The sequence below is a fragment of the Bradyrhizobium sp. 604_D8_N2_3 genome (assembly GCF_051810765.1).
Lineage (GTDB): Bacteria > Pseudomonadota > Alphaproteobacteria > Rhizobiales > Xanthobacteraceae > Bradyrhizobium > Bradyrhizobium barranii.
This window is the reverse complement of record NZ_JBPWPM010000001.1, coordinates 347,383-371,079: the sequence shown is the minus strand read 5'-3', so window position 1 is coordinate 371,079 and position 23,697 is coordinate 347,383. Positions and strand designations below refer to the sequence as shown.

Sequence of the window (23,697 nt, the reverse complement as noted above, 5' to 3'; positions counted from 1 at the left end):
GAAGCACAAATGCAAAATGGCCGGGAGCAATCCCGGCCATTTTTGTTTGGATCAGGCGCCCGCTGCCTGAAGCGGCACGCAGGCAGCGCAGATGGCTGCGGCATGCCTGTGATCGGTACCGCAGCAGCCGCCGAGCAGTTGCATGCGCGGGAATGCCCGCCTGAGCGCCACATAACGGCGGCCGAGATCGGCGGGATCGCCGCTGTCGAGCACCTCGGACTCATCGAGCTCGGCATGGCTCTTGGCCGACGCATTGGCCCTGACGCCATGAATGCGTTCGACCCATGGCTCGCCGGCTTGGAGGGCACTCTCGAAGTGGGTCGGATGAGCGCAGTTGATCAGGAAATATTCGCAGGCGCTTTCCGTTGCACGATCGACGACTTCGATCGCCTCCCGCAGGGTCTCTCCCCTGACCAGGCAACCGTCAGTTTCGACCGTGAAGGAGATGGCAACCGGGATCGCGTGCATCTTTGCAGCACGCACCACGCCGATGGCTTCATTGACGCTGTTCAGCGTGAACGCGGTCACCATGTCGGCGCCGGCCTCGGCGAAGGAGGCGATCTGGGACGAATGATAGTCCATCGCCTCCGTCGCATCCATGTTGCCGGCCTTGTAGCCGTCGCCCCGCGGACCGATCGCACCGTTGATCACACAGGGCAGGCCGGAGGTCTCCCATGTGCCGCGCAATTCCTCGAGAAAAAGAATTGCCCGCACGTTGATCGCCGTGAGCGCGTCCATATCGTAGCCGAGCTTGACACCCCAATCAGGATTGGCGCGCCAGGTCGGACTGTCGAGCACGAAGCCGAGCCCATGCTGACGCGCGATCGCAAGATAGGCCTCGTAATACTGCCTCAGATGCGAGCGGCCGGCCTCGCTCTCGAGCAACACGAAGGCAGCAAAGTGAGGAAGCTCCAGACCTTTGTGAAAGATCAGGGTCGTCTCCATGCCGCCGTCGGTCAGGAAGATACCGCCGCGGCGCTGAGGCAGATTGTCTCTGTACTTCGCCATTGGTCGCTCCGTCGCTGCGAGGCCCCACTCATTCGGTCGTTTCAACCTCCTTCCGGTCTCATGCGAGATGGTGCCGCATAATGTCGCGCGGTACGCGACTGCTCCTACTGCCCTGCGGCGAGCCCAAGCGCATCGACCATCACGCGAAACACCTCGGTGTTGTCCATCGAGCCGTGCACGCGCTCGCTGCCCGGCCCGGTCGCCGTCAGGATGACGTCCTCGCCCGAATGCACGCTGGCGCCGATCATCGCCGACAGATTGCCCGGGCGCAGCACCGCGCCGGGGACGTCCTTGTATTTGTCGTTGGCCTTGAAGGTCCCGTCGTCACCGGCCTTGACGGTCGGCTCGTTGGGATTGTCGAGCTTCGGGCGGAACGTCTCGTAGTGATCCGGCAGGCTGGCCGAGAAGATGGCGAGCCGGCGGCTCACATCGACGCGTGACGGATAGCCCTCGGCATCCGGCGCCGGATAATTGGGAAATCCAGCCTGCTCGTAGACGCCGACACGCTCGCGCAGCGGCACGTTGGGCGTGGTGCCCATGTCGTCATTCACTGTGCCGACAAGGCTGTTGGGATGATTGTGGTCCGCCAGCACCAGGATGAGGGTGTCGTCGCCGCGCGCCCGTGCCCATTCGCGCGTCTGGCGCACTGCGTTGTCGAGCATGATCGTATCGTAGACGGCGCGCTCCATGTCGAGGACATGCGCATATTTGTCGATCAGTCCGGATTCGACCATCAGGAAGAAGCCGGTCTCGTTCTTCGAGAGCATGTTCAGCGCCGCCCGCACCTGCTCGGTCAAATCAGGTTGCTCGGGAAATTTCTTCACGCCGCCGCCCTTGAGGAATTTGCGGTCGAGCACGCCATCCATGTTGCCGGTCGCGAACAGGCCGAGCAGCTTGCTTGTCTCCGGCTTTGCGGCAGAAGCGCCGAGCTCGCTCGCGGTCGTCGCGACCTGATAGCCTGCTTCGCGAAATTTCGCGATGTAGTCGGCTTCGTCCTTGCGTTTGGAGCCGGCCGCGGATTTCGGCAGAAAATTCGCGCTGCCGCCGCCCATCAGCACATCCGGCTTCGCCGCGAAGAACTGCTCGACGATCTCGTCATAGGCGGCGCGCCGGCGGGTGTGCGCGACCATCGCGGCCGGTGTTGCGTCTTCGATCTCGGTGTTGGTGACGACACCGATCGCCATGCCGTGCCTCCGCCTGGCAAGACTCGTGATGGTTTCGACGCGGGGATCGTCGAACGGACTTGCGGTGCGGTCCGCATAGACGCCCAGGGCGTTGACGGCGCTCTTGTGGCCGGTCGCATAGGCGCTGGCCGAGTTCGCGGAGTCCGTGATGATCGAGTCCGAGCCCGCGGTCGCCACCAGCGCCATATGGGGCATGTCGTCGATTGCGAGCTTGCCGCGGCTCTTGCCTTCCGCAATCCCCTTGGACAGGATTCGCGCTGCGACCCGATGCGCTGGCGACATGCCGTCGCCGATAAACAGGATGACGTTCTTCGCCTTGCGCGGACCGGTGTCGTAAACCGTCCATGCGATGCTGCGCTGCTGCGTGCCATCGCTGACATCCACCGTGACGGTGCCGGGCTTGGCCAGCGTGACGTCGCGCAAAATCAGCGCCGACTGGTCCTTGCCGTCCTCGCGATCGATGAAGGTCCCGCTACGTCCGAACGCGGCAGCATAGTCCGCGCCGTTCACGGTCACCTTCAGCCTGGCCGGATCGACCGGCCCGGGAAACTCGACCTTGAAGTCGAACCGGGCGCCAGCCAGGATCTCGGCACGATCGATCGGATAGATCGTCTGCGCCGACAGCGACGTTGTCCAACAGAGGACGATGAGTGAGGCGAGTGCCGATCCCTTGACCATGCTCGATGCTCCGCAATCCCGTTCACAACAGGAGCGGAACCCTAGCGGTCGCGCATGACATCGTCATTAAGCGCGTAGCCCGGATGGAGCGAAGCGCAATCCGGGAATCTAGCGGCTGGACGAGAGGCCCCGGATTTCGCTTCGCTCCATCCGGGCTACAAGATCAACCCTTGTCGCTCTCGAGCTTGAAGATCTGCGAGCCTTCGCTGCCCGACAGCAGGCCGGTATCCGTGTAGAGCTTCAGCTTGGTGCGCGTGTCAGCGATGTCGAGGTTGCGCATGGTGAGCTGGCCGATGCGATCGGCCGGCGTGAATGCGGCGTCTTCGACCTTCTCCATGCTGAGCCGTTCCGGCGCATAAGTGAGGTTCGGGCTCTCGGTGTTGAGGATCGAATAGTCGTTGCCGCGGCGCAGCTCCAGCGTCACCTCGCCGGTGACGGCGCGTGCGACCCAGCGCTGCGCGGTCTCGCGCAGCATCAGGGCCTGCGAATCGAACCAGCGACCCTGATACAGCAGGCGTCCCAAGCGCATGCCGCTGATGCGGTACTGCTCGATGGTGTCCTCGTTGTGGATGCCGGTGACGAGGCGCTCATAGGCGATGTGCAGCAGCGCCATGCCGGGCGCCTCGTAGATGCCGCGGCTCTTCGCCTCGATGATGCGGTTCTCGATCTGGTCGCTCATGCCGAGTCCGTGGCGGCCGCCGATCGCATTGGCTTCGAGGAACAACGCGACGGGGTCGCTGAAGGTCTGGCCGTTCAGCGCCGTGGGCTGGCCTTCCTCGAAACGCACCACGACCTTCTCGGCCTTGACGTTGCAGTCGTCACGCCAGAACGGCACGCCCATGATGGGGTTGACGATCTTGATGCCGCTGTCGAGGCTTTCGAGATCCTTCGCTTCGTGCGTGGCGCCGAGCAGGTTGCTGTCGGTCGAGTACGCCTTCTCCGCGCTCATCTTGTAGGCAAAGCCCTGCGCGGTCATGAACGCCGACATTTCGGCGCGGCCGCCGAGCTCGTCGATGAACTGCTGGTCGAGCCAGGGCTTGTAGATGCGCAAGGATGGATTGGTCAGCAGGCCGTAGCGATAGAAACGCTCGATGTCGTTGCCCTTGAAGGTCGAGCCGTCGCCCCAGATGTTGACGCCGTCTTCCTTCATCGCCGCGACCAGCATCGTGCCGGTGACGGCGCGCCCGAGCGGCGTAGTGTTGAAATAGGTGATGCCGCCGGTCGAGATGTGGAAGGCGCCCGACTGGATCGCGGCGATGCCCTCGTGGACGAGCTGCGTGCGGCAATCGACGAGCACCGCCTTCTCGGCGCCGAACGCCTCGGCCTTGCGCGGGATCTCGTTGTAGTCGGCTTCATCGGGCTGGCCGAGATTGGCCGTGTAGGCGTAGCAGCGCGCGCCCTTCTGCTTCATCCAGAGCAGCGCCGCGCTGGTATCGAGACCGCCCGAAAAAGCGATGCCGACTTTCTCACCCTTGGGCAGGCTTTTCAGGATCGTGGTCATGGGGCTTCCAATCGGGTCTCAAGGGGCGGATGGCGTTCGTGGGTTGACCGCGCGAATATCAAATTTCGCGCGCCTCGGCACGCATTTAATGGCTCAAATCGACGGCTCGGGGCCTGTCTTGCGGCCGAACAGGCGCTGGCGGAGCCGGTAGGCGGGCATGTTCAGCCGGGTCAGGGCGGCATCGACCGCCTCGTCCGAGAACCGGGTCCGCGGCCAGCGGTAAATCAGCGCGTAGGCGAACCAGATCACGACGAAGGTGACGAGGCCGGCGATCGAGACGTCCGTGAAGAAGTGGCCGCCGAAGGCCATCCGCAGCCCGCTGGTGACCATGCCGAACATAACCGCACCGGCATAGGCGAGCGGCCGCCATGCCGGCGGCGCCAGCGCAGCCGGCGCCAGCGTCCAGAACGCGGTCGCGCCCTCGCCCGAGAAGAACGAGCAGTTGCGCGCGCAATCGCCGCGCGGATCCCACCACGGCACGAATTGCTGGTCGCCGGCAAACTCAGTCACCACCACCGGACGCGGCCGTCCCCAATAGGTCTTGAAGGTGAGATTGGTGAGGATGCCTGCCGACATGATGATGGTGACCAGCAGGAATACGATCGCGCGCCCCGATACCATCAGCGGCCGGTCGGGTCGGATCATCTTGACCACAAGCGCGACCAGCGGCGGCAGCACGAATGCCCAGGCGACCCACATGGCGGCGTCGCGCGCGACGCCCGCCCACTCATTCAGCTTGAGCGGAAACGTCTTCGTCTCGGGGTCGAAGAACAGCGCGGCGAGCTTGAGATCGAGCTCGGGATAGAGGCCGAAAACGACGCCGATCACAAGCCACAGCGCCAGGGCGATGAAGAGTCCAGTCCGGTTCATGGCGCGCGGTTTAGCGGAGTGGGGAGGAGATGAAAACCCCGGAAGCGGCGCGACTCATCGCGCATCCGGCCGCGAATTCGACGGCAGCGGCGGAGGCGGCTTGTGCGGGGGCGGCGGATTGCGCCAGGCGCCGGCATTGCGGCCGGCAATCAGCCAGTAGACCACGCCGGAGACGATGCCCGCGCCTGTCATGATCTCCAGATGCCGCCGCACGATGCCTTCGAACTGGAGTGTATCGGAGTGGAAGGGGATGAGGCCGAGATAGCAGGCTAGGCCAACTACGCCGCCACCCACGGCATAAGCGAGCGCGCTGCGGATATAGAGCGCTTCGGTGATCGCGACGATCACCGCCGCCGGAACCAGCGCAAAGCCCGAGACGAAGATGAAGCCGAAGCCGAGCAGAATGTCGATCGCGCCCTGGTCGACCGGACCGGCGCCGAGATCGGCAAACTCCGGAAACAACAGCGCGACGACGACGATCATGCCGCCGACGAAGCAGGCGGCGAGGAAGCCGATGAAGATGACGATGAGGCGGCCGATCAGGGACATGACAGAAATGCCAATTCCGCCGTCATTGCGAGGAGCCACCCGGTCCCGCCTTCGGCGGGCCGGATGACAGGCTCCACGACGAAGCAATCCAGACTGTCTCAACGGAAAGATTCTGGATTGCTTCGCTGCGCTCGCAATGACGAGGATGCGAGAGCGAAGGCATGAACTATCAATCCGTCATCGCCATGGCGCGGAGCGCCTGACGTTCGCGGGCCGAGAGCTTCTCGGTCTCCGACTTGAGCTGGCCGCAGGCGGCGAGGATGTCGCGGCCGCGCGGGGTGCGCACCGGCGAAGAATAGCCGGCATTAAAAATGTATTCGGAGAATTTCTCGATCTGGTCCCAGTCCGAGCATTCATAGGCCGTGCCGGGCCAGGGATTGAAAGGGATCAGGTTGATCTTGGCGTGAATGCCCTTGAGCAGCTTCACCAGCAGCTTCGCATCGTCGAGCGAATCGTTGACGCCCTTGAGCATCACATATTCGAAGGTGATGCGGCGTGCGTTCGAGGCGCCGGGATAGTCGCGGCAGGCCTGCAGTAGCTCCTTGATCGGATATTTGCGGTTGAGCGGCACCAGCTCGTTGCGCAGCTCGTCGCGCACCGCATGCAGCGAGATCGCGAGCATGACGCCGATCTCGTCGCCCGCGCGCACGATGTTCGGCACCACGCCCGAGGTCGACAGCGTGATGCGGCGACGGGAGATGCCGATGCCTTCATTGTCGCCGACGATCAGCAACGCATCGCGCACCGCGTCGAAATTGTAGAGCGGCTCGCCCATGCCCATCATCACGATGTTGGTGACGCGGCGCGTGCCGTCTTCGCGATCGGCCCAGTCATTGAGGCGGTCGCGTGCGACCATCACCTGTCCGACGATCTCGCCGGCGGTGAGATTGCGCACCAGCCGCTGCGTGCCGGTGTGACAGAAGGAGCAGTTCAGCGTGCAGCCGACCTGGGAGGAGACGCAAAGCGTGCCGCGATCGGTCTCGGGAATGTAGACGCACTCGACTTCATGCGCGCGCTCGACGTTGTCGCCGCTCGGCAGCCGCAGCAGCCATTTGCGGGTGCCGTCGTTCGAGATCTGCTCGGCCACGACTTCGGGACGGTCGACGGTGAAGTGCTGCGCGAGCTCGCCGCGAATGCCCTTCGAGATCGACGTCATATCGTCGAAGCTTTGGGCGCCGCGGAAATAGAGCCAGTGCCACAGCTGCTGGACGCGCATCTTGCGCTGCGCGGGCGCGACGCCGATCTCGCCGAGGCGGTCGGCAAGCTCGCTGCGCGACAGGCCGATCAGCGAGGGCCTGGCCGGCGGCACATAGGTTTCGAGCGGAGTCTTCTCCACCAGTATTGCGTTGTGCGGCTCGGTCGTCGGTTGCATTGGTTGCCTGATATCTCTCGTCATGCCCGGGCTTGTCCCGGGCATCCACGTTCTATTCCGCCCGTTGCTAGCGCGTGGATGGCCGGGACATCTGGTGCGAAGACGCGCTTCGCGCTTTAGCCCGGCCATGTCGGCTGCACCTTTGGGATACCCCAATATAGCAACCGGAACCGCCGATTGCGACCGTGATACCGACCGCAGCCTTAACGCGGCTGGTTTACCGCCTGCAATCCTGGGAAATCCGGTCCAGCGCCTGGGCGAGGCCCTTCAACGAGAAGGTATCGGTTGTCTCCGTTCCCTTGGCCGAGACGCCCTTGACCACAAGATCGGCGGATTTGCGCATGGCCTCGACCATCCGCTCTTCCTCGGCCGCGTTCTTGATCCAGAGGCCGTCGCCCTGCGTGTACATCGCGAAAGCGGCGCCGCCGACCTCGACCGAGGATTCCGAGCCCGGCTTCAGCGCATAGCCGATCATGACCGAGACTTCGTTGTTCACCTTTTCCGCCGGCCGGGTCGAAACGAAGGCATAGGCGGGATCGCGCGGGCGGTTCGGCGGGTTGGTCTTCGACGACGACGGCTTGGCCAGCGCGAAGCAGACCTTCTTGCCGTTCGGTGTGGCCGAATAGGCGCCCCAGGTGCCGAACTGGCCGATCAGGGTCGGCTCCGCGCCGCCCGCAACTGCGGTGGCTGGAGCCACCGGCTTGCTCTCGGGCTTTGCTACTGTCTTTGCAGCCGGATTGGCCGCCGGTGCAGCCGCCTTTGGCGCGGCTTTGGGCGCCGGTTGCGCCGTCTGCGCCCGCGCGGAATCGGTGATTCCCACGGCCATAACGCCCGTCATCAAGGCTAAAATCAGCACCCGCCACATGCTGGAGTGGTTCCCTCAATATTGTGACTGGAAGATGGCCCGGCCGCGCTTTGTCCCCCGGCAGGGATAACCGGGAAAGTCCAATTTGGGAAGGCAGTTAGCGGCTTAGCCTTTGGATCGCGCAGCCCGCTGCTCGGCCCATTGCGCGTCGGTCCAGCGCAACAAATCCTCGGCGCCCGAGCTGCGCAAATGCGCGCCACCGTCGATCACGACCATCTCGCCATTGATGTAACCGGCACGGTCCGAGACCAGGAAGCTGGCGAGGTCGGCGAGCTCACTGTGCTCGCCGGTACGCCCCATCGGGTTCCGGGCGGTCCAGCCTTCGTCGCGGCCCTCAGGACGGAGCTGCCCCGAGGCGCCAGCGGTCGGGAACGGGCCCGGGGCGATCGCGACGGTACGGATGCCCTTCGGGCCCCACTCGACCGCGAGACTCCTGGTCATCGCCAGCACCGCCGACTTCGCCATCGCCGAGGGAACCGTGAAGGCGCGGCCGGTGATGGTCGAGGTCGAGAGGATCGAGAGCACGACACCGCCATGCTTGCCGTCGATCCAGCGCTTGCCGGCGGCGAGCGTGCAATACATCGCGCCATGCAGCGTCGGCGCGAGGATCGCGTCCGCGGCGCGAAACGACAGATGCTCGCTCTGCGCGATGAAGGTTGCGGCAGCGTTGTTGACGAGAATATCGAGTGGCGCCTCGCGCCAGATCGCGTCCATCATGCTCTCGACGGCGCCACCGTCACGGACATCGCAGGCGATCGTGGTGACCTTGCCGCCGGTCTGCGCGCGCATCTCGCTCGCCGTCGCTTCCAGCCGGTCGAGCTTGCGGCCGCAGATCACGAGCTCGGCGCCAAGCGCGAGAAAGCGACGTCCCATCGCGGCGCCAAGGCCGGAGCCGCCGCCGGTGACGAGGATGCGCTTATCCCTGAGCAGACCCGTTTCAAACATCGTTTGAATCCTTCTTTTTCTTCTTACTTCGTCATTGCGAGCGCAGCGAAGCAATCCAGACTATTTCCGCAGGACGGATTCTGGATTGCGTCGCTGCGCTCGCAATGACGCGAGGATAGGCCTTCACGCTGCGCTAGACAAAGAAACCGGATTGTCGGACCGCACTAAATCCGGCAGAAACGGACCAACTATAATTCCGCCTCGAAACGCCCAGTATTCTCAAGAAGGTGCCGCCATGAAAGCCATCCTCTGCTCGCAATATTGCCAGCCCGATGATCTCGTGCTTGCCGACGTGCCGGATCCGGTGGCAGGTCCCGGCGAAGCGGTGATCGCGATCAAGGCGGCGGCGCTGAACTTCTTCGACATCCTGATGATTCAGGGCAAGTACCAGATCAAGCCGCCGTTCCCGTTCTCGCCCGCCGCCGAAGTCGCCGGCGTGATCGAGAGCATCGGTCCCGGCGTGACTGATCTGAAGGTCGGCGATCGCGTCGTTGCGTCCTGCGGCCACAACGGCGCGCGCGAAAAGATCGCGCTGCCGGCGGCATCGATCGTGAAGATTCCCGACAATCTCGACTATGACCGCGCGGCCGGCATCATCATCATCTACGGCACCGCGCTGCATGCGCTGGAAGACCGCGCGAGCCCGAAGCCGGGCGAGACGCTCGCGGTGCTGGGAGCAGCCGGCGGCACCGGCTTGGCTGCCTGCGAGCTCGGCAAGCTGATGGGCCTGAAGGTGATCGCCTGTGCCTCGTCGGACGAGAAGCTCGAATTCGCGAAAGCGCATGGCGCCGAGCTGACGCTCAACTACGGCAAGGAAGATTTGAAAGAGGGCCTGCGCAAGCTCACCGGCGGCAAGGGCGTCGACATCATCTTCGATCCGGTTGGTGGCGCCTATGCCGAGCAGGCACTGCGCTCGATCGCCTGGGAAGGCCGCTTCCTGGTGATCGGTTTTGCCGCCGGCGACATTCCGAAGATGCCGCTGAACCTCGCGCTACTGAAGGGCTGCGACATCCGCGGCGTGTTCTGGGGTGCATGGACCCGGCTCAACCCGGCCAAGAACCGCGCCAATCTCGAGAAGCTCGTGAAGTGGACCGCGGAAGGAAAGATTTCCTCGCATGTCGACCGCACCTTCCCGCTGGCACAAACCGCCGACGCACTGAAGGTTCTGGCGGGACGCCAGGCCATGGGCAAGGTGATCCTGCATCCGTGATGGTGTGAGCCGCAGCGCTTGCCTGCCAAACGCACTCGCCACATATGCGACCGTCGTCGCCCGCCTTCTGCGCAATTGCGTACTGAGGCGGGCGGTCCAGATTTCAGAGACGCCAGAGATTTCAGCCGAGACGCCGCGGCCCACTGGATGCCCCGGGGTCAAAGTCAGCGGAGTCTAGGAAAACCTTCCTCAACCATCACCGCCAAAATCGTGGTGCATTCCTCCGCTCCGCCTCAATCAAACCCAAATATTTCCTAATTCGCGCAAACCGTCGTCGTTTTTTGGGCTGATTCCAACTGCGTTTTACCGGTTCCATTTGCGGGACACTTTGGACAAAAGCAAGAAGACTTAAGCCGAATTGCCCCTGCGTTGCGTTGGTAATGGGGAGCATGACCATGGAGACGACGGCACATCGCCCGTCGAAGGAGTCGAAGGCGTTCGACTCCGATCGAGCCACATCACATCCGCCGACCGCGTCCTTTATCCGTGCGCGCGCCGCGCGGGCCGATCTTTCGCAGGACGATCCAATTCCACTCTTCCTGTCCGATCCGCTCGGTGCGCCGGACCCAGGCGAATATGCGCCCATTGAGGTGCGCTCCAGAATTGTCCCGCGCGTTCTCGCGGCCGTTCTGACGGCATCCACCCTGGCAATTCTGGTCACACTGTATCAGTCCGACTTTCGCGGCCTCTTCCCCGCCAATGCCGTTAGCTGGATGGGCATCGCGCCGGAGCAAGCCATGGCGTCGGCCAACACGCCGGCCAGGACGCAGAGCTCGCTGAAGGATTCGGACCGCGCGACCAACACGACGCTGGCGAGCGCCGACACGCAGGTTCCCCCTGCACCGTCAACGCCGAGCCGCGAAGCGATCGCGACCGCCTATCAGACGGCGCTGCAAGCCCAGGCACCCATACCTGCGCCCGCACCCGTCGCGGCGCCGCCGGCGCCCACTCCGCCCGCCAAGACGCTAGCCAAGACGCTCGATGCCGACACGCTGGCCGGGCTGATGACACGCGCGAAGAGCCTGTTGAGGATCGGCGATATTGTTGCAGCCCGCCTGCTGCTCGAGCGCGCGGCCAATGCACAGGATGCAACGGCCGCGTTTCTGCTGGCGCAGACCTATGACCCGGCCGTGCTGGGCACCAGCGACGCGCGGAGCATCGCCGGCGACGCGACCGTCGCGCGTGACTGGTACCAGAAGGCCGCGGCACTCGGATCGGCGGAGGCGCGGCAGCGCCTCGCTCAGCTTCAGAACTAGAACTTTTCAGAGGGTATTATGCGTAACGCTTTGGGAATGGCGGTTGCCGCCATCATGACGATTTGCGCCTTCGCGGCACGCGCCGAGCAGACCGAGTACGATCCGGCCAAGGTCTCGGACGGCCTGAAGGCCATCTTCCAGTTCGGCTCGACCTCGACCAAGCAGTCGCTGAACGCCAATACGGTCACGCTGATCACCGGCACGATCGGCGGCACCTACGTGCAGTTCGGCGCCGACCTCGCCTCCGTGCTCGACGACGGCAACAAGATCCGCGTGCTACCGATCGTCGGCCGCGGCTCGGTGCAGAGCGTCGCCGACATTCTGTTCCTGCAAGGCGTCGATCTCGGCATCGTGCGGGCGGACACGCTCGACTATCTCGAGCGCAAGGGCTTTGCCAAGGACATCAAGAAGCAGTTCACCTATGTGACCAAGCTCTACAATGAAGAGATGCAGGTGATCGCGCCGAAATCGGTCGCGACGCTGAAGGATCTCGAGGGCAAGAAGGTCAGCGTCGATCTGCCCAATGGCGGGACCTTCGTCACCGCGCTGACGGTGTTCGAACGGCTCGGGATCAAGGCGAACTTCGTCTATGTCGAGCAGCGCATCGCGATGGAGAAGCTGAAAGCCGGCGAGATCGACGCCGTCATCGTGGTCGGCGGCAAGCCGTACAAGTCAGTGTCGACCTTCAGCAATGACGGCCGCTTCCACCTCGCGGGGGTCGACTATGCAAAGCCGCTCCAGAGCGACTATCTGCCGGCGACGCTGACCGCCAAAGACTATCCGAACCTGATCAAGGAAGGCGAGAACGTGGACACCATCGCGGTGCCGGCGGTGCTCGCGGCCTACAACTGGGCGCCCAACACCGACCGTTACCGTAAGCTTGCGCTGTTCGTGGATGCGTTCTTCACGAAATTCCCGACCCTGCAGAACCCGCCTTTCCATCCCAAGTGGAAGGAAGTCTCGCTCCCGGCACCTCTGACGGGCTGGAACAGATTGCCGGTGGCGCAGCAATGGCTCGACAAGCACGGCGTCGAACCGGTGACCCGGGAGCGCTTCGAGGCGTTCCTCAAGCAGAACCCCGCGGCCCAGAAGGTGTCCGACGCAGACAGGGAAGCGCTGTTCAAGCAATTCCAGGCGTGGGACGCGGGGAACGCGCGGGCGGAGAAGAAGTAACGAGCGGCATTGCGGCCGATGGTGTCGCAAGCGGCACCCACACACTCGCTGTCATCGCCCGGCTTGACCGGGCGATCCAGTACTCCGTGACGTCAGTGATTGAATCGAGAGGCCGCGGCCTACCGGATTCCCCGCCTGCCACCTACGCTAAAGCTTCGGCTGCCCTGGACCGCAACCCCGGCGAAGCCTTGGCGTGGCCGGGTCGCGGGGAATGACAGCGGTGGGCGTGGCTACGGCGTGTAGCCAACAACGCCTACTGCGCCGCCTCCGCACCATCCACCCCACGCTTCAGCACGGCGCGGGCGGCTTCGCGGTGCTCCGTCGTGATGTGGCTGGCGACCATGCGGATGGCGGTGGCGAGCACGGCGGCGTCATCGGTGAAGCCGAGGATCGGCATCACGTCGGGGACGAAATCGAACGGCAGGATGAAATAGGCGATCGCTCCGAGCAGCGACGCCTGGACATGGCGCGGCGTCTGCCGGTCGAACGCACAGTAATAGGCCGCGAGCAGGTCTTCCGCGAACGGCAATTGCGCGGCGACACGCTTCAGCTTGCGCCAGAAACCGCGGCGCACGCTCTCATGATCCTCCGCGAGCCGATCGGCCGGCTCGAAGCCGACGCTGTGTTCGGCAGCCATGTTCGACAAACTCCCCATTCAGCCAGGGGCGGCAGATGGCCGCATCTCCTGCTGATCACAACATGGGGATGCAGCCGATCCTCGCAAGGTGTCAGGTAGCTGTCAGCTTGGCGATCGTGTTCATCGTCCTGGCCAGCTCGATGTCGAGCTTGGTGACGCCGCCGGCGTCATGGGTCGACAGCACCACCTCCACCGTCTTGTAGACGTTGCGCCATTCGGGGTGGTGATCCATTTTCTCGGCAACCAGCGCCGCGCGGGTCATGAACCCGAACGCCTCGTTGAAATCCTTGAAGACAAAGGTCTTCCCGATGGCGTCGCGGCCCTGAACCTCGGTCCAGCCCGGTATGGCGCCCAGTGCCTGCTTGCGTGCTTCCGGCGTCAGCCGCTCTGCCATGATCGCCTCCATTTTCAGGGGAACTTTACCCTAACACCGTGCGTATGGCCCTGGTTCGGACCGGATTTCGTCCATCCGCTAACCATGACGGAGATGTAACCCCGCGGGACAAGAAATTTGCTATGATTGCAGGTGTAAATCGCCGGCCAAGATGAAACTGAGCCTCAAGCGCCTGTTTGGGAGATCGATGACCGGGGGATTGGACCTGGCCGAAGCGCCCACCCCGCCTTCGCCGCGATCAGCGGCGCGGAAGACGGCGCTTGTGTCTCTGGCGCTGGTGCTTGCGATCATCGGCGCGCTCGTCGGCGGATACTATTTCGCGATGCGGCCGGTGACGTTGAAGATCGCGGTCGGTCCGGCCAATAGCGACGACCTCAAGGTGGTGCAGGCGCTGACGCAGGCTTTCGCGCAGCACAAGAGCTTTGTGCGGCTACGCCCGATCCAGACCGACGGTGCCACCGCCAGCGCCGATGCGCTCGCGGAAAACAAGGTCGATCTCGCCATCGTGCGCGGCGACGTCGACGTGCCGAAGAACGCGCAAGCCGTCGCGACCCTGCGCAAGAACGTCGTGGTGCTGTGGACCGTGCCCGGCAAGGGCAAGAAGAAGGGCGCGAAGATCACCAAGATCGCGCAGCTCGCCGGCCATCGCGTCGGGGTGATCGGCAGAACCCAGGCCAACGTCAATTTGCTCAAGGTGATCCTCCAGCAATACGGCGTCGATCCCGCCAAGGTCGAGGTCATACAGTTCCCGGCCAATGAAGCCGCCGAGGCGATCAAGGCCCAGAAGGCCGATGCCTATCTCGCAGCCGGCCCCGTCAACAGCAAGATCACGTCGGATGCGATCGCGGCTTCCGCCAAGGACAGCGGCACGCCGACCTTCCTCGCGATCGATTCCGCGGACGCGATCGCGCAAAACCATCCCGTCTACGAAGCATCGGAGATTCCCGCCGGCACCTATGGCGGCTCGCCCGATCGCCCCGATGACGAGGTCAAGACCATCAGCTTCTCGCACCACATCGTGGCGCGCAAAGGGGTGTCCGATACCACCATCGCGGCATTCACGCGCCAGCTCTTCGCCGTGCGCCAGCAACTGGTGGCGGAATTCCCGATGGCGGCGAAGATCGAGACGCCCGACACCGACAAGGATGCGGTGATCCCCGTGCATCCGGGCGCCGCCGCCTTCGTCGACGGCGAGGAAAAGACCTTCCTCGACAAATACAGCGATTACATCTGGTGGACCCTGATGGCGCTCTCGGCGATGGGCTCGATCGGCGCCTGGTTCGCGGGCTACCTGAAGAAGGACGAGCGCGACAACAACAGCCATTTGCGCGACCGCCTGTTCGACCTGATCGCGGCGGCGCGCAAGAGCGAGACGACCGACGAGCTCGACCAGATGCAAACCGAGGCTGACGAAATCCTGCGCGACACGCTGCGCTGCTTCGATCACGGCGCGATCGAAGAGGGCGGGCTCACCGCCATCAACATCGTGCTCGACCAGTTCCACGCCGCCGTCGCCGACCGCAAGGCCGTGCTGTTTGCCATGCCGCAAAGCCTGCAGCGCGCAGGCGCGCAATTCAGGGCCGCCGGCAACGCGTAAACGCTTGCCGCGTTATTGCTGCGTCATACTGTCTCAGTATAGCTTTCGCTGTCATTCCGGAGCGCGCGCAGCGCGAGTCCGGAATCTCGAGATTCCGGGTCCGGTCGTTCGGACCGTCCCGGAATGACGACGCGAGATGCGCACGAGACAAAAAGCGAAGCCGCCATGAACATCAAATTCTCCCGCCGCCGCTTCCTCACCACCAGCGCCGGCGCACTCGGCGCGATCGCGATGCCCCATCTCTCGCGCGCGGCCGACCGGCCGGCGGTTACGCATGGCGTGCAGTCCGGCGACGTCACGGTCGACGGTGGCGTGGTCTGGGCGCGCACTGACCGGCCATCGCAGATGCTGGTCGAGGTGGCCACGACCGAGTCCTTCAAGGATGTCCGCGCACTGCCGCCGATCGCGGCACTGCCGGAGAGCGACTTCACCGCGAAGATGCTGATCGAGAACCTGCCGGGCGGACAGGACATCTTCTATCGCGTCCGCTTTCGCGATCTCTCGCATACCGCGATCGAGGGCGAGCCGGTGGTCGGCCGCTTCCGCACCGCTCCGGCCGACCGTCGCGACGTCAGCTTCGTCTGGGGCGGCGACGTCGCAGGGCAAGGCTGGGGCATCAATCCCGATGATGGCGGCATGTTCACTTTCTCCGCGATGCGCAAGCATCGCCCGGATTTCTTCCTGCATTCCGGCGACACGATCTATGCCGACGGTCCGATCGAATCCGAGGTGAAGCTCACCGACGGCAAGACCTGGAAGAACGTCACCATCCCCGAAAAGGCCAAGGTCGCGGAGACGCTGGACGAGTACCGCGCCGCACACAAATACAATCTCACCGACGACAACGTCCGCGCCTTCAATGCCGAAGTGCCGATCTTCGTGCAGTGGGACGACCATGAAGTGACCAACAACTGGTCGCTGTCGAAGGAGTTGCCGGCGTCCTACAAGGTGCGCGACATCTCCCTGCTGGCAGCCCGCGCCGGCCGCGCCTTTCACGAGATGTATCCGATGCGGGAGAGCATCGTTGAGCCGGGCCGCGTCTATCGCCAGATCTCCTACGGCCCGCATCTCGACGTGTTCGTGCTCGACGAGCGCAGCTATCGCGGCCCGAACGGCGCCAATCTCGAAACCGCTTACGGGCCCGCGAGCTATTTTCTCGGCCCGGACCAGGTCGCCTGGCTCAAGCGCGGCCTTCTGAATTCGCGTGCGACCTGGAAAGTGATCGCCTCCGACATGCCTATCAGTCTCGTCGTGTCGGACACGCCGAAGGGCGGATCGGAAGCCATTGCGCAGGGCGACGGCCCGGTGCGCGGCCGCGAGTTCGAGATCGCCGACATCCTGCGCTTCATCAAGATGGCGCCGATCAACAACACGGTGTGGCTGACCGCGGACGTGCACTACGCCGCCGCGCATTATTACGATCCGAACAAGGCGCAATTCCAGGAGTTCGAGCCGTTCTGGGAATTCGTCTCGGGCCCGCTGCATGCGGGCACCTTCGGTCCGAACGCGCTCGACAACACCTTTGGGCCAGAGGTGCGCTTCGTCAAAGCGCCGGGCAAGGACAACCAGAACCTGCCGCCGTCCGCAGGCATGCAGTTCTTCGGTCACGTCAAGATCGACGGCGCATCCGGCCAGATGACGGTGACCTTGCGCGACCGCGCCGACGTCGCGCTGTGGTCGACCACGCTCGATCCGAAATTGGCCTGAAGCCGGGAGAACGCCGACGGGCGATCAGGAGCCGCCCGAGCGCAGCGCGGCCTCCAGCGCTTCGCTCGAACACGGCTTTTGCAGCCGCGGCCGCGTCTTGAATTCGGGAGCGATCCGATCCTCGGCGCCGTAGCCCGTCACGAAGACGAAGGGAATTTGCGCAGCCGCCAGCCGGTCGGCGACGGCAAAGCTTTTCTCGCGGCCGAGCTCGACGTCGAGCAGCGCGAAATCCGGCGCGCGCGCTGCGATCGCCGCCAGCGCCTGCGCCACCGACCCCACGGTGCGCACGCTCCTCACGCCAAATCCGAGCAGGCGATCCTCGAAATCGATCGCAATGATCGGATCGTCCTCAACGATCAGAACATCGGCGGGCATGCCGGTCGAGCCGTCCGGGGGAGCAGGTATCATGATGGTGGATATCGAGGGCTGCATGTTCTTACCGATCGAGGACAGCCTCATCCCGACGCCTGCGCCCAGCGATCGGAGGGTTCCCGGAACGAAACTCACCACAGAACAGTTTTCACGTCTGTCCACTTGTGCACATAGCCCATGATCGGACCTCGCTAGTGTTGAAAGGAGAGCAGGGGATTTACGATGGACGCGCGTATCAGCAAGACAACCGAAGTCGGCAGCCGGCCGGCCAACAATCTGCTGCGGCGCTTGAGTCCGGCTGACTACGCGCTGCTGGCACCGCACGTCACCCTGGACACCGCCGGGGCCAACGAGCTGCTCTACAGTCCCGGCGACGATGTCCAGGTCGTGCACTTCCCCTGTGGGCCGTCGCTCGCGACATTTCTCGTTCCCAATGAGGACGGCCGCGACGTCGAGACCATCCTGGTCGGCCGCGAAGGCGCAGTGGGCGGCATCGTCAGCGAGGGATTTTTGCCGGCCTATACCCGCATCTGCGTGAAATTCGGCGGACCATTCGCGCGCATTCACGTCGCCAAGCTGGACGCTGCCAAGATGCGCTCGGCCTCGCTGCGCAACATCTTCGCCCGCTATGCCGACTGCATGCTGGCGCAGATGTTCCAGTCCACCGCCTGTAACGCCATCCACTCCATCGAGCAGCGTACGGCCAAGTGGATCATTGCGGCGATGGAGCGGACCGGCGACGAGAGCAGCGTGCCGCTGACGCATGAGCAACTCGCGACGCTGCTCGGGGTCGGCCGCAGCTATGCGAGCCGCGTGCTCCAGTCGTTCAAGGCCGAGGGCGTGCTCGATACAAGACGCGGCGCGATCCTGGTCCGCAATCTCGACGGCTTGCGCCTGCGCGCCTGCCTGTGCAACGACGCGGTGAAGATGCACTTCGAGGAAGTGCTGCGCGGGGTCTATCCGACCGAGGAGACCAGCCCCGGCTCGGCGCAGGGCTGATCGAGGCCCCGTCCCCGAGCAAAGGCCGGTTTGGTGCTGAATTTACCCTAACCCCCGGAGATTCCCTGACAAAATTCAGTCAACCAACTAGCAAAGAACACATTGTTTTTTGGCGGTTTTTGCATATATTGCGCCGCAACGCGTAGGGTGCCTGGTCGAGATGACCGGGCGGCCCTTTTTGGGCGGAAAGCGCCCGTTTCCAGTCTTCCAGCGTTGTTTCGAGAAGAGGTCCCGGTCCGACCGGCGAGATCGCGCTTAACCCATTGTCCGACCGCAAAGAAGCTCACTCATGAACCTTCGTAACGTCGCCATCATCGCCCACGTCGACCACGGCAAGACGACCCTGGTCGACAAACTCCTCCAGCAATCCGGTACGTTCCGCGAGAACCAGAAGGTGACGGATCGCGCCATGGACTCCAACGATCTGGAGCGTGAGCGCGGCATCACCATCCTGGCCAAGGCGGCCTCGGTGCAGTGGAAGGACACCCGCGTCAACATCGTCGACACCCCCGGCCACGCCGATTTCGGTGGTGAGGTCGAGCGCATCCTAAACATGGTGGACGGCGCCCTGGTGCTGGTCGACGCCGCCGAAGGCCCGCTGCCGCAGACCAAATTCGTGGTCTCCAAGGCGCTCAAGGTCGGCCTGAAGCCGATCGTCGTCATCAACAAGGTCGACCGCCCCGACGCGCGCCCGACCGAAGTCATCAACGAGGTGTTCGACCTATTCGCGGCGCTCGACGCCAGCGAGGAGCAGCTCGACTTCCCGATCCTGTACGGGTCGGCCAAGCAGGGCTGGATGGCTGAAAGCCCCGAGGGTCCGCAGGACAAGGGTATGGAGCCGCTGTTCGACCTGATCCTGCGCCACGTCGCGCCGCCGACGGTCGAGGAAGGTCCGTTCAGGATGATCGGCACCATCCTGGAAGCCAACCCCTATCTCGGCCGCATCATCACCGGCCGCATCTCGTCCGGCGTGCTCAAGCCGAACCAGCAGGTCAAGGTGCTGCATGCCGACGGCAAGCTGGTCGAGTCCGGGCGCATCACCAAGATCCTGGCATTCCGCGGTCTCGAGCGCACGCCGCTCGATGAAGCCGAAGCCGGCGACATCGTCGCCATTGCCGGCCTGACCAAGGGCACCGTCGCCGACACCTTCTGCGATCCGACCGTCGAGGTGCCGCTGCCGGCGCAGCCGATCGATCCGCCGACCGTGTCGATGTCGTTCATCGTCAACAACTCCCCGCTCGCCGGCACTGAAGGCGACAAGGTGACGAGCCGCATGATCCGCGACCGTCTGCTGCGTGAAGCCGAAGGCAACGTCGCGCTGCGCGTCGTCGAAGCCTCCGACAAGGACGCGATGGAAGTCTCGGGCCGCGGCGAATTGCAGCTCGCGATCCTGATCGAGACCATGCGCCGCGAAGGTTTTGAGCTCTCGGTGTCGCGCCCGCGCGTCGTGTACCAGAAGGACGAAGCGACCGGCGCCACCATGGAGCCGATCGAGGAAGTCGTGATCGACGTCGACGAGGAGCATTCCGGCGTCGTCGTGCAGAAGATGAGCGAGCGCAAGTCCGAGTTGGTCGAGATGAAGCCGTCCGGCGGCAACCGCCTGCGCCTGGTGTTCTACGCGCCGACCCGCGGCCTGATCGGTTATCAGGGCGAACTGCTCACCGACACCCGCGGCACGGCGATCATGAACCGCCTGTTCCACGGCTACGCCCCGTACAAGGGCGAGATCCAGGGCCGCCGCAACGGCGTCTTGATCTCCAACGACCAGGGCGAAGCGGTGGCCTACGCCATGTTCAAGCTGGAAGACCGCGGCCCGATGATGATCGAGCCGGGCTGGAAGGTCTACAAGGGCATGATCGTCGGCGAGCACACCCGCGACAACGATCTCGAGATCAACGTGCTCAAGGGCAAGCAGCTCACCAACATCCGCACCACGTCCAAGGACGAAGCGGTGCGCCTGACCCCGCCGATCCGCATGACGCTGGAAAAGGCGCTCGCCTATATCGAGGACGACGAGCTCGTCGAGGTCACGCCGAAGTCGATCCGCCTGCGCAAGAAGCACCTCGACCCGAACGAGCGCAAGCGCGCGGAAAAGTCCAAGGAAGCGGTGGCGTAAGCCGCTCCATACCGTAGTGCCGTAGGGTGGGCCAAGCGTAGCGGGCCCACCACTTGAAATCCCGGTCGACAATGGTGGGCACGGCGCAAGAGCGCCTTTGCCCACCCTACGAAGATGGATCACTCGCCCCAGTGCACAACGTGCGCACAAGGCGGGTGATGACACCTCACTTTGTGGTGGCTTCAGCGCTCTTCGCGAACGTGCTAGAGCCCGCTGATGACCTCCCTGCCCTCCTCCGTCAACGTCGCGATCATCGGCGCCGGCGCAGCCGGCCTCGGCGCGGCGCATGCGCTGCATGGCTCCGGCCTCTCCATGATCGTGCTGGAGGCGCGCGACCGGATTGGCGGACGTGCCTGGACCGTGCAGGCCTCGCCTGAGGTGACCTTCGACGTCGGCTGCGGCTGGCTGCACTCGGCCGACAAGAATTCCTTCGTCGACATCGCCAAGCAGCTCGGCTTCGAGGTCAACAAGGACCTGCCGCCCTGGCGCGAGCGCGCCTTCGGCAACGCGTTTCCGCAGACCGAGCGCGACGATTTCATGCGCGCGATGGACGCATTCTACGAGCGGCTGTGGCAGGCCGCGCAAAAGGGCAAGGACGAGCCCGCAAGCCTGAGCCTCGATCCGGGCAATCGCTGGAATCCCATGATCGACGCCGTCTCGACCTACATCAACGGCTGCGAACTGAAGGACATGTCGACACTGGATTGGGACGCCTACGAGGACAGCGATCTCAACTGGCGCGTCCGCCGTGGCTATGGCGCACTGATCGCGGCCTATGGCGCCCCCTGCCCGGTGGCCCTGGGCTGCAATGTCACGCTGATCGATCATTCCGGCCAGCGCCTCCGCATCGAGACATCGCAGGGTACGCTGACCGCCGACAAGGTGATCGTCACCGTTCCGACCAATCTGATCGCCGATGAGGCGATCCGCTTCTCACCGCCGCTGCCCGCCAAGGTCGATGCGGCAGCCGGCCTGCCGCTCGGCGTCGACGACAAGGTGACGCTGGCGCTCGACGATGCAGAAGCCTTTCCGAAAGAGGGCAATCTGCGCGGCGCCACCATGCGCACCGAGATGGGCACCTATCACATCCGCCCGTTCGGACAGCCCTGCATCGAAGGCTTTTTCGGCGGCAGCTTTGCCCGCGGGCTGGAAGACGCCGGCGACGGCGCCATTGCCGCGCACAGCATCGACGAGATCGCAGGCTTCCTCGGCAACGACATCAGGCGAAAGCTCAAGCCGCTCTACGAGTCGCGCTGGGCCCACGACCCCTTCGCGAGAGGATCGTATTCACACGCACTGCCAGGGCACGCTGGAGACCGCGCGGTGCTGGCCGCGCCGGTGGATGGGCGGCTGTTCTTCGCGGGAGAAGCGACGTCGCCAAGCTTCTTCACGACGGCGCATGGCGCCAGGGACAGCGGGGAGCGCGCGGCGAAGGAAGTGCTGGCGGCTTCAGGCAAGCCGTAAGCGCCGGCTACGTCACTCAATCACCCGCGCCCGCAAATCCGCATCGGGAACGAAGCAGGCGTCGTACTTGCCGAAGATGCGGTAGCGATTGCGCGCGATGAGGCTGTACACGGGGTCTCGCAGCAGTTTTGGCACGGCGAACAACGCGCGCACCCAACGCCATCCCGGCAGATGCGACAGCACGATCAGCGCGGCGTCGGACTTCATAAAGACCTCTCCGTCATGAACCACGGCATTGGTGTCGGGATCGTCAGGATCGATGCCAAACGTACGGGCAAGCCGCGCCCCATAATCCGACTGGATCGGCGTGAAGCGAAACCGCTTCGACGTGTCGCGCTTGGCGACGAAGCGGACCCAGCGCGAGCAGAAGATGCAGACGCCGTCGAACAGAATTACGTCATCATCGGGCCATTTGCTCATCAGTCTCTCTATCTTACGCGTTTTCTGGGCGCGAACCGGGATCCACTTCGCGTGAAAACGCTATCGATTATCCAGCATCATAAGCGCGGCCAGCATCAGCACGATCGCGGGGCCTGTCTTCACCAGCGCGCCGAGCGGCTCGATCCAGAGGTCGGGCGTGAGGATTGCCGCGCCGAACATATAGCCGAGCGAGGCGACGATGCCTGCGAGCAGGCCGATCGCCGCGGTGCGGCGGAAGGCGATCAGCGCGCCGATGCTCATGTCCATCAGGCTGGTGCCGATGGTGATGGGATCGACCAGCGCGGGCGAAAAATTGTGCGCGGTCAGGATGCCGGCGGCGGCGCGGTAGGAGACGAACAGCGCGATGAAGCCGGAGACAAGCCAGAACGCAACGAGGCTGGCGAAGATCAGCGCCTTGATCAGGAACAGCCGCGCGAACCATTTGTCCTGGATGGTGGCGGGATGGCGCCCGATCGCATCAGTCAACGTCTTCGGCGCGATGCCCGTGGCGGCGATCCAGGCGGAGGGATCGCCAGTCACGCCGCGGCGCAGCTCGGCGATGGCGGTGGAGCGCATCGGCGGCACCCAGCCGAGATAATTGGCTAGATCGCCGATCTTCGCGCCGAGATCGAGCATGAAGGATGGCATCACGAGGCGCGGCCAGCCGGCTGTGCCGAAGGCGTGGCGGAACTGTTTGATGACGCCCACCATGGTGACCGGCTCGGCCTGCATCAGGTCCCACGTCACGGCTTTGACTGAGGCGTCGTCGATATCGCGCGCGGCGAGCCAGGCGATGGTGGCCGAAATGTCCTCGACTGCGACGGACTGGAATGGCGTCGACATCTCCTTCTGCGGCAGGTCGAGCGGGAAGGCGGCGAGCGCACGCAGCATGGCGCTGCCGCCATAGGCTGACGGTGCGACGACGAAGCCGGGCCGCAGGACAGCGTGGGGAATGCCGGAGGTTGCAATCAGGCGTTCGGCCTCGCGCTTGGTCGTCGCGAAGGCGGTGCGATCCGCCTCCGCGGTCCCGGGGATCGAGATGTGCACCAGCCGGATCGCGCGGCCGCTGTCGGCGATCGCCTCAAGCAGGCGCGCGACGAAATCGCGATGCACCGCGCCGGTGTCGCTGCCGGGACCATCCTGGAGCACGCCAAGACAGTTCACGACGACGTCGACGGCATGCTCGCGGAAGAGGCGCATCAGCGCGGCTGCGTCGAGCGACAAGATCGGCTGCTCGATGTCCCGTGCGCTCATCTTCTGCGCGGGCGACAGGCTGCGTGCGACGCCGACCACGCGAAATCCCCGCACGCGCAGATCGTCGGTGACGAAGCGCCCGATCAGGCCGGAGGCGCCGAGCACCAAAACGGTTGGCTGGGTCAT

Annotated in this window: 21 protein-coding genes; 8 read left to right on the top strand and 13 right to left on the bottom strand. The window is 64.3% G+C overall.

Annotated elements, in window-relative coordinates; all coding sequences use genetic code 11:
* Nucleotides 1-51 precede the first annotated feature (51 nt).
* From AB7245_RS01730 to AB7245_RS01695, 8 genes are all read right to left on the bottom strand, one after another.
* Nucleotides 52-1,008, bottom strand: coding sequence for a homocysteine S-methyltransferase family protein (locus AB7245_RS01730; RefSeq protein ID WP_063980361.1), 957 nt, complete (start codon nucleotides 1,006-1,008; stop codon nucleotides 52-54).
* A gap of 104 nt (nucleotides 1,009-1,112) precedes the next feature.
* Nucleotides 1,113-2,870, bottom strand: a complete 1,758-nt coding sequence (locus tag AB7245_RS01725) for an alkaline phosphatase (RefSeq protein ID WP_063980360.1) — start codon at nucleotides 2,868-2,870, stop codon at nucleotides 1,113-1,115.
* Nucleotides 2,871-3,033: 163 nt separating this feature from the next.
* Entirely contained in the window at nucleotides 3,034-4,371 is a 1,338-nt protein-coding gene (gene argG / locus AB7245_RS01720; RefSeq protein ID WP_063980359.1) for an argininosuccinate synthase, read from the bottom strand.
* Between the two features lie 93 nt (nucleotides 4,372-4,464).
* Nucleotides 4,465-5,241 carry a phosphatase PAP2 family protein gene (locus tag AB7245_RS01715; RefSeq protein WP_063980358.1) on the bottom strand — a complete coding sequence of 259 codons (777 nt, stop codon included), beginning with the start codon at nucleotides 5,239-5,241 and terminating at the stop codon, nucleotides 4,465-4,467.
* A 54-nt stretch (nucleotides 5,242-5,295) separates the two neighbouring features.
* A complete protein-coding gene (locus AB7245_RS01710; protein WP_063980357.1) occupies nucleotides 5,296-5,790 on the bottom strand; it encodes a hypothetical protein in 495 nt (164 codons plus the stop codon).
* A 169-nt stretch (nucleotides 5,791-5,959) separates the two neighbouring features.
* The gene (gene rlmN, locus AB7245_RS01705) at nucleotides 5,960-7,162 is read right to left on the bottom strand and encodes a 23S rRNA (adenine(2503)-C(2))-methyltransferase RlmN (protein ID WP_063980356.1); all 1,203 of its coding nucleotides are present in this window, start codon (nucleotides 7,160-7,162) and stop codon (nucleotides 5,960-5,962) included.
* Between the two features lie 217 nt (nucleotides 7,163-7,379).
* On the bottom strand, nucleotides 7,380-8,027 hold the full coding sequence (locus AB7245_RS01700) for an invasion associated locus B family protein (protein ID WP_063980355.1): 648 nt from the start codon (nucleotides 8,025-8,027) through the stop codon (nucleotides 7,380-7,382).
* A gap of 105 nt (nucleotides 8,028-8,132) precedes the next feature.
* Nucleotides 8,133-8,972, bottom strand: a complete 840-nt coding sequence (locus tag AB7245_RS01695) for an SDR family oxidoreductase (RefSeq protein WP_063980354.1) — start codon at nucleotides 8,970-8,972, stop codon at nucleotides 8,133-8,135.
* Between the two features lie 235 nt (nucleotides 8,973-9,207).
* Between AB7245_RS01695 and AB7245_RS01690 the strand changes: the two genes are divergently transcribed.
* From AB7245_RS01690 to AB7245_RS01680, 3 genes are all read left to right on the top strand, one after another.
* A complete protein-coding gene (locus AB7245_RS01690) occupies nucleotides 9,208-10,182 on the top strand; it encodes an NADPH:quinone oxidoreductase family protein (protein WP_014490699.1) in 975 nt (324 codons plus the stop codon).
* Between the two features lie 395 nt (nucleotides 10,183-10,577).
* The gene (locus AB7245_RS01685; RefSeq protein WP_439033830.1) at nucleotides 10,578-11,438 is read left to right on the top strand and encodes a hypothetical protein; all 861 of its coding nucleotides are present in this window, start codon (nucleotides 10,578-10,580) and stop codon (nucleotides 11,436-11,438) included.
* Between the two features lie 18 nt (nucleotides 11,439-11,456).
* Complete coding sequence (locus AB7245_RS01680) at nucleotides 11,457-12,611, top strand: TAXI family TRAP transporter solute-binding subunit (protein WP_028152802.1); 1,155 nt, start codon at nucleotides 11,457-11,459, stop codon at nucleotides 12,609-12,611.
* 253 nt (nucleotides 12,612-12,864) lie between these two features.
* Here the strand turns inward: AB7245_RS01680 and AB7245_RS01675 are convergent, their stop codons facing one another.
* Nucleotides 12,865-13,248: a YkvA family protein gene (locus tag AB7245_RS01675; protein WP_063980352.1), complete on the bottom strand. Its 384-nt coding sequence runs from the start codon at nucleotides 13,246-13,248 to the stop codon at nucleotides 12,865-12,867.
* Nucleotides 13,249-13,339: 91 nt separating this feature from the next.
* The gene (locus tag AB7245_RS01670) at nucleotides 13,340-13,642 is read right to left on the bottom strand and encodes a 4a-hydroxytetrahydrobiopterin dehydratase (RefSeq protein WP_028152804.1); all 303 of its coding nucleotides are present in this window, start codon (nucleotides 13,640-13,642) and stop codon (nucleotides 13,340-13,342) included.
* 151 nt (nucleotides 13,643-13,793) lie between these two features.
* Between AB7245_RS01670 and AB7245_RS01665 the strand changes: the two genes are divergently transcribed.
* Entirely contained in the window at nucleotides 13,794-15,239 is a 1,446-nt protein-coding gene (locus AB7245_RS01665) for a TAXI family TRAP transporter solute-binding subunit (RefSeq protein ID WP_084794917.1), read from the top strand.
* Between the two features lie 165 nt (nucleotides 15,240-15,404).
* Nucleotides 15,405-16,946: an alkaline phosphatase D family protein gene (locus AB7245_RS01660; RefSeq protein WP_063985982.1), complete on the top strand. Its 1,542-nt coding sequence runs from the start codon at nucleotides 15,405-15,407 to the stop codon at nucleotides 16,944-16,946.
* A gap of 24 nt (nucleotides 16,947-16,970) precedes the next feature.
* Here the strand turns inward: AB7245_RS01660 and AB7245_RS01655 are convergent, their stop codons facing one another.
* The gene (locus tag AB7245_RS01655) at nucleotides 16,971-17,405 is read right to left on the bottom strand and encodes a response regulator (protein ID WP_231143759.1); all 435 of its coding nucleotides are present in this window, start codon (nucleotides 17,403-17,405) and stop codon (nucleotides 16,971-16,973) included.
* 135 nt (nucleotides 17,406-17,540) lie between these two features.
* Between AB7245_RS01655 and AB7245_RS01650 the strand changes: the two genes are divergently transcribed.
* The 3 genes from AB7245_RS01650 to AB7245_RS01640 all read left to right on the top strand — a co-directional run bounded on the left by AB7245_RS01650 (nucleotide 17,541) and on the right by AB7245_RS01640 (nucleotide 21,897).
* A complete protein-coding gene (locus AB7245_RS01650; RefSeq protein ID WP_135213906.1) occupies nucleotides 17,541-18,317 on the top strand; it encodes a Crp/Fnr family transcriptional regulator in 777 nt (258 codons plus the stop codon).
* A gap of 289 nt (nucleotides 18,318-18,606) precedes the next feature.
* On the top strand, nucleotides 18,607-20,433 hold the full coding sequence (typA, locus tag AB7245_RS01645) for a translational GTPase TypA (protein ID WP_063980349.1): 1,827 nt from the start codon (nucleotides 18,607-18,609) through the stop codon (nucleotides 20,431-20,433).
* Nucleotides 20,434-20,649: 216 nt separating this feature from the next.
* Entirely contained in the window at nucleotides 20,650-21,897 is a 1,248-nt protein-coding gene (locus AB7245_RS01640; RefSeq protein WP_063980348.1) for a flavin monoamine oxidase family protein, read from the top strand.
* Between the two features lie 12 nt (nucleotides 21,898-21,909).
* On the opposite strand, the gene AB7245_RS01635 is transcribed toward AB7245_RS01640, so the two are convergent.
* Both AB7245_RS01635 and AB7245_RS01630 read right to left on the bottom strand, forming a co-directional pair.
* Nucleotides 21,910-22,317, bottom strand: a complete 408-nt coding sequence (locus tag AB7245_RS01635) for a thiol-disulfide oxidoreductase DCC family protein (protein ID WP_063980347.1) — start codon at nucleotides 22,315-22,317, stop codon at nucleotides 21,910-21,912.
* A 60-nt stretch (nucleotides 22,318-22,377) separates the two neighbouring features.
* Nucleotides 22,378-23,697 (bottom strand): SDR family oxidoreductase, encoded by a 1,320-nt coding sequence (locus AB7245_RS01630; protein WP_063980346.1) that lies wholly within the window; start codon nucleotides 23,695-23,697, stop codon nucleotides 22,378-22,380.

Coding starts and splice junctions, on each gene's coding strand:
- AB7245_RS01730 (WP_063980361.1), bottom strand. CDS start 1,008: ATGGCGAAGTACAGAGACAATCTGCCTCAGCGCCGCGGCGGTATCTTC.
- AB7245_RS01725 (WP_063980360.1), bottom strand. CDS start 2,870: ATGGTCAAGGGATCGGCACTCGCCTCACTCATCGTCCTCTGTTGGACA.
- argG (WP_063980359.1), bottom strand. CDS start 4,371: ATGACCACGATCCTGAAAAGCCTGCCCAAGGGTGAGAAAGTCGGCATC.
- AB7245_RS01715 (WP_063980358.1), bottom strand. CDS start 5,241: ATGAACCGGACTGGACTCTTCATCGCCCTGGCGCTGTGGCTTGTGATC.
- AB7245_RS01710 (WP_063980357.1), bottom strand. CDS start 5,790: ATGTCCCTGATCGGCCGCCTCATCGTCATCTTCATCGGCTTCCTCGCC.
- rlmN (WP_063980356.1), bottom strand. CDS start 7,162: ATGCAACCGACGACCGAGCCGCACAACGCAATACTGGTGGAGAAGACT.
- AB7245_RS01700 (WP_063980355.1), bottom strand. CDS start 8,027: ATGTGGCGGGTGCTGATTTTAGCCTTGATGACGGGCGTTATGGCCGTG.
- AB7245_RS01695 (WP_063980354.1), bottom strand. CDS start 8,972: ATGTTTGAAACGGGTCTGCTCAGGGATAAGCGCATCCTCGTCACCGGC.
- AB7245_RS01690 (WP_014490699.1), top strand. CDS start 9,208: ATGAAAGCCATCCTCTGCTCGCAATATTGCCAGCCCGATGATCTCGTG.
- AB7245_RS01685 (WP_439033830.1), top strand. CDS start 10,578: ATGGAGACGACGGCACATCGCCCGTCGAAGGAGTCGAAGGCGTTCGAC.
- AB7245_RS01680 (WP_028152802.1), top strand. CDS start 11,457: ATGCGTAACGCTTTGGGAATGGCGGTTGCCGCCATCATGACGATTTGC.
- AB7245_RS01675 (WP_063980352.1), bottom strand. CDS start 13,248: ATGGCTGCCGAACACAGCGTCGGCTTCGAGCCGGCCGATCGGCTCGCG.
- AB7245_RS01670 (WP_028152804.1), bottom strand. CDS start 13,642: ATGGCAGAGCGGCTGACGCCGGAAGCACGCAAGCAGGCACTGGGCGCC.
- AB7245_RS01665 (WP_084794917.1), top strand. CDS start 13,794: ATGAAACTGAGCCTCAAGCGCCTGTTTGGGAGATCGATGACCGGGGGA.
- AB7245_RS01660 (WP_063985982.1), top strand. CDS start 15,405: ATGAACATCAAATTCTCCCGCCGCCGCTTCCTCACCACCAGCGCCGGC.
- AB7245_RS01655 (WP_231143759.1), bottom strand. CDS start 17,405: ATGAGGCTGTCCTCGATCGGTAAGAACATGCAGCCCTCGATATCCACC.
- AB7245_RS01650 (WP_135213906.1), top strand. CDS start 17,541: ATGGACGCGCGTATCAGCAAGACAACCGAAGTCGGCAGCCGGCCGGCC.
- typA (WP_063980349.1), top strand. CDS start 18,607: ATGAACCTTCGTAACGTCGCCATCATCGCCCACGTCGACCACGGCAAG.
- AB7245_RS01640 (WP_063980348.1), top strand. CDS start 20,650: ATGACCTCCCTGCCCTCCTCCGTCAACGTCGCGATCATCGGCGCCGGC.
- AB7245_RS01635 (WP_063980347.1), bottom strand. CDS start 22,317: ATGAGCAAATGGCCCGATGATGACGTAATTCTGTTCGACGGCGTCTGC.
- AB7245_RS01630 (WP_063980346.1), bottom strand. CDS start 23,697: ATGACCCAGCCAACCGTTTTGGTGCTCGGCGCCTCCGGCCTGATCGGG.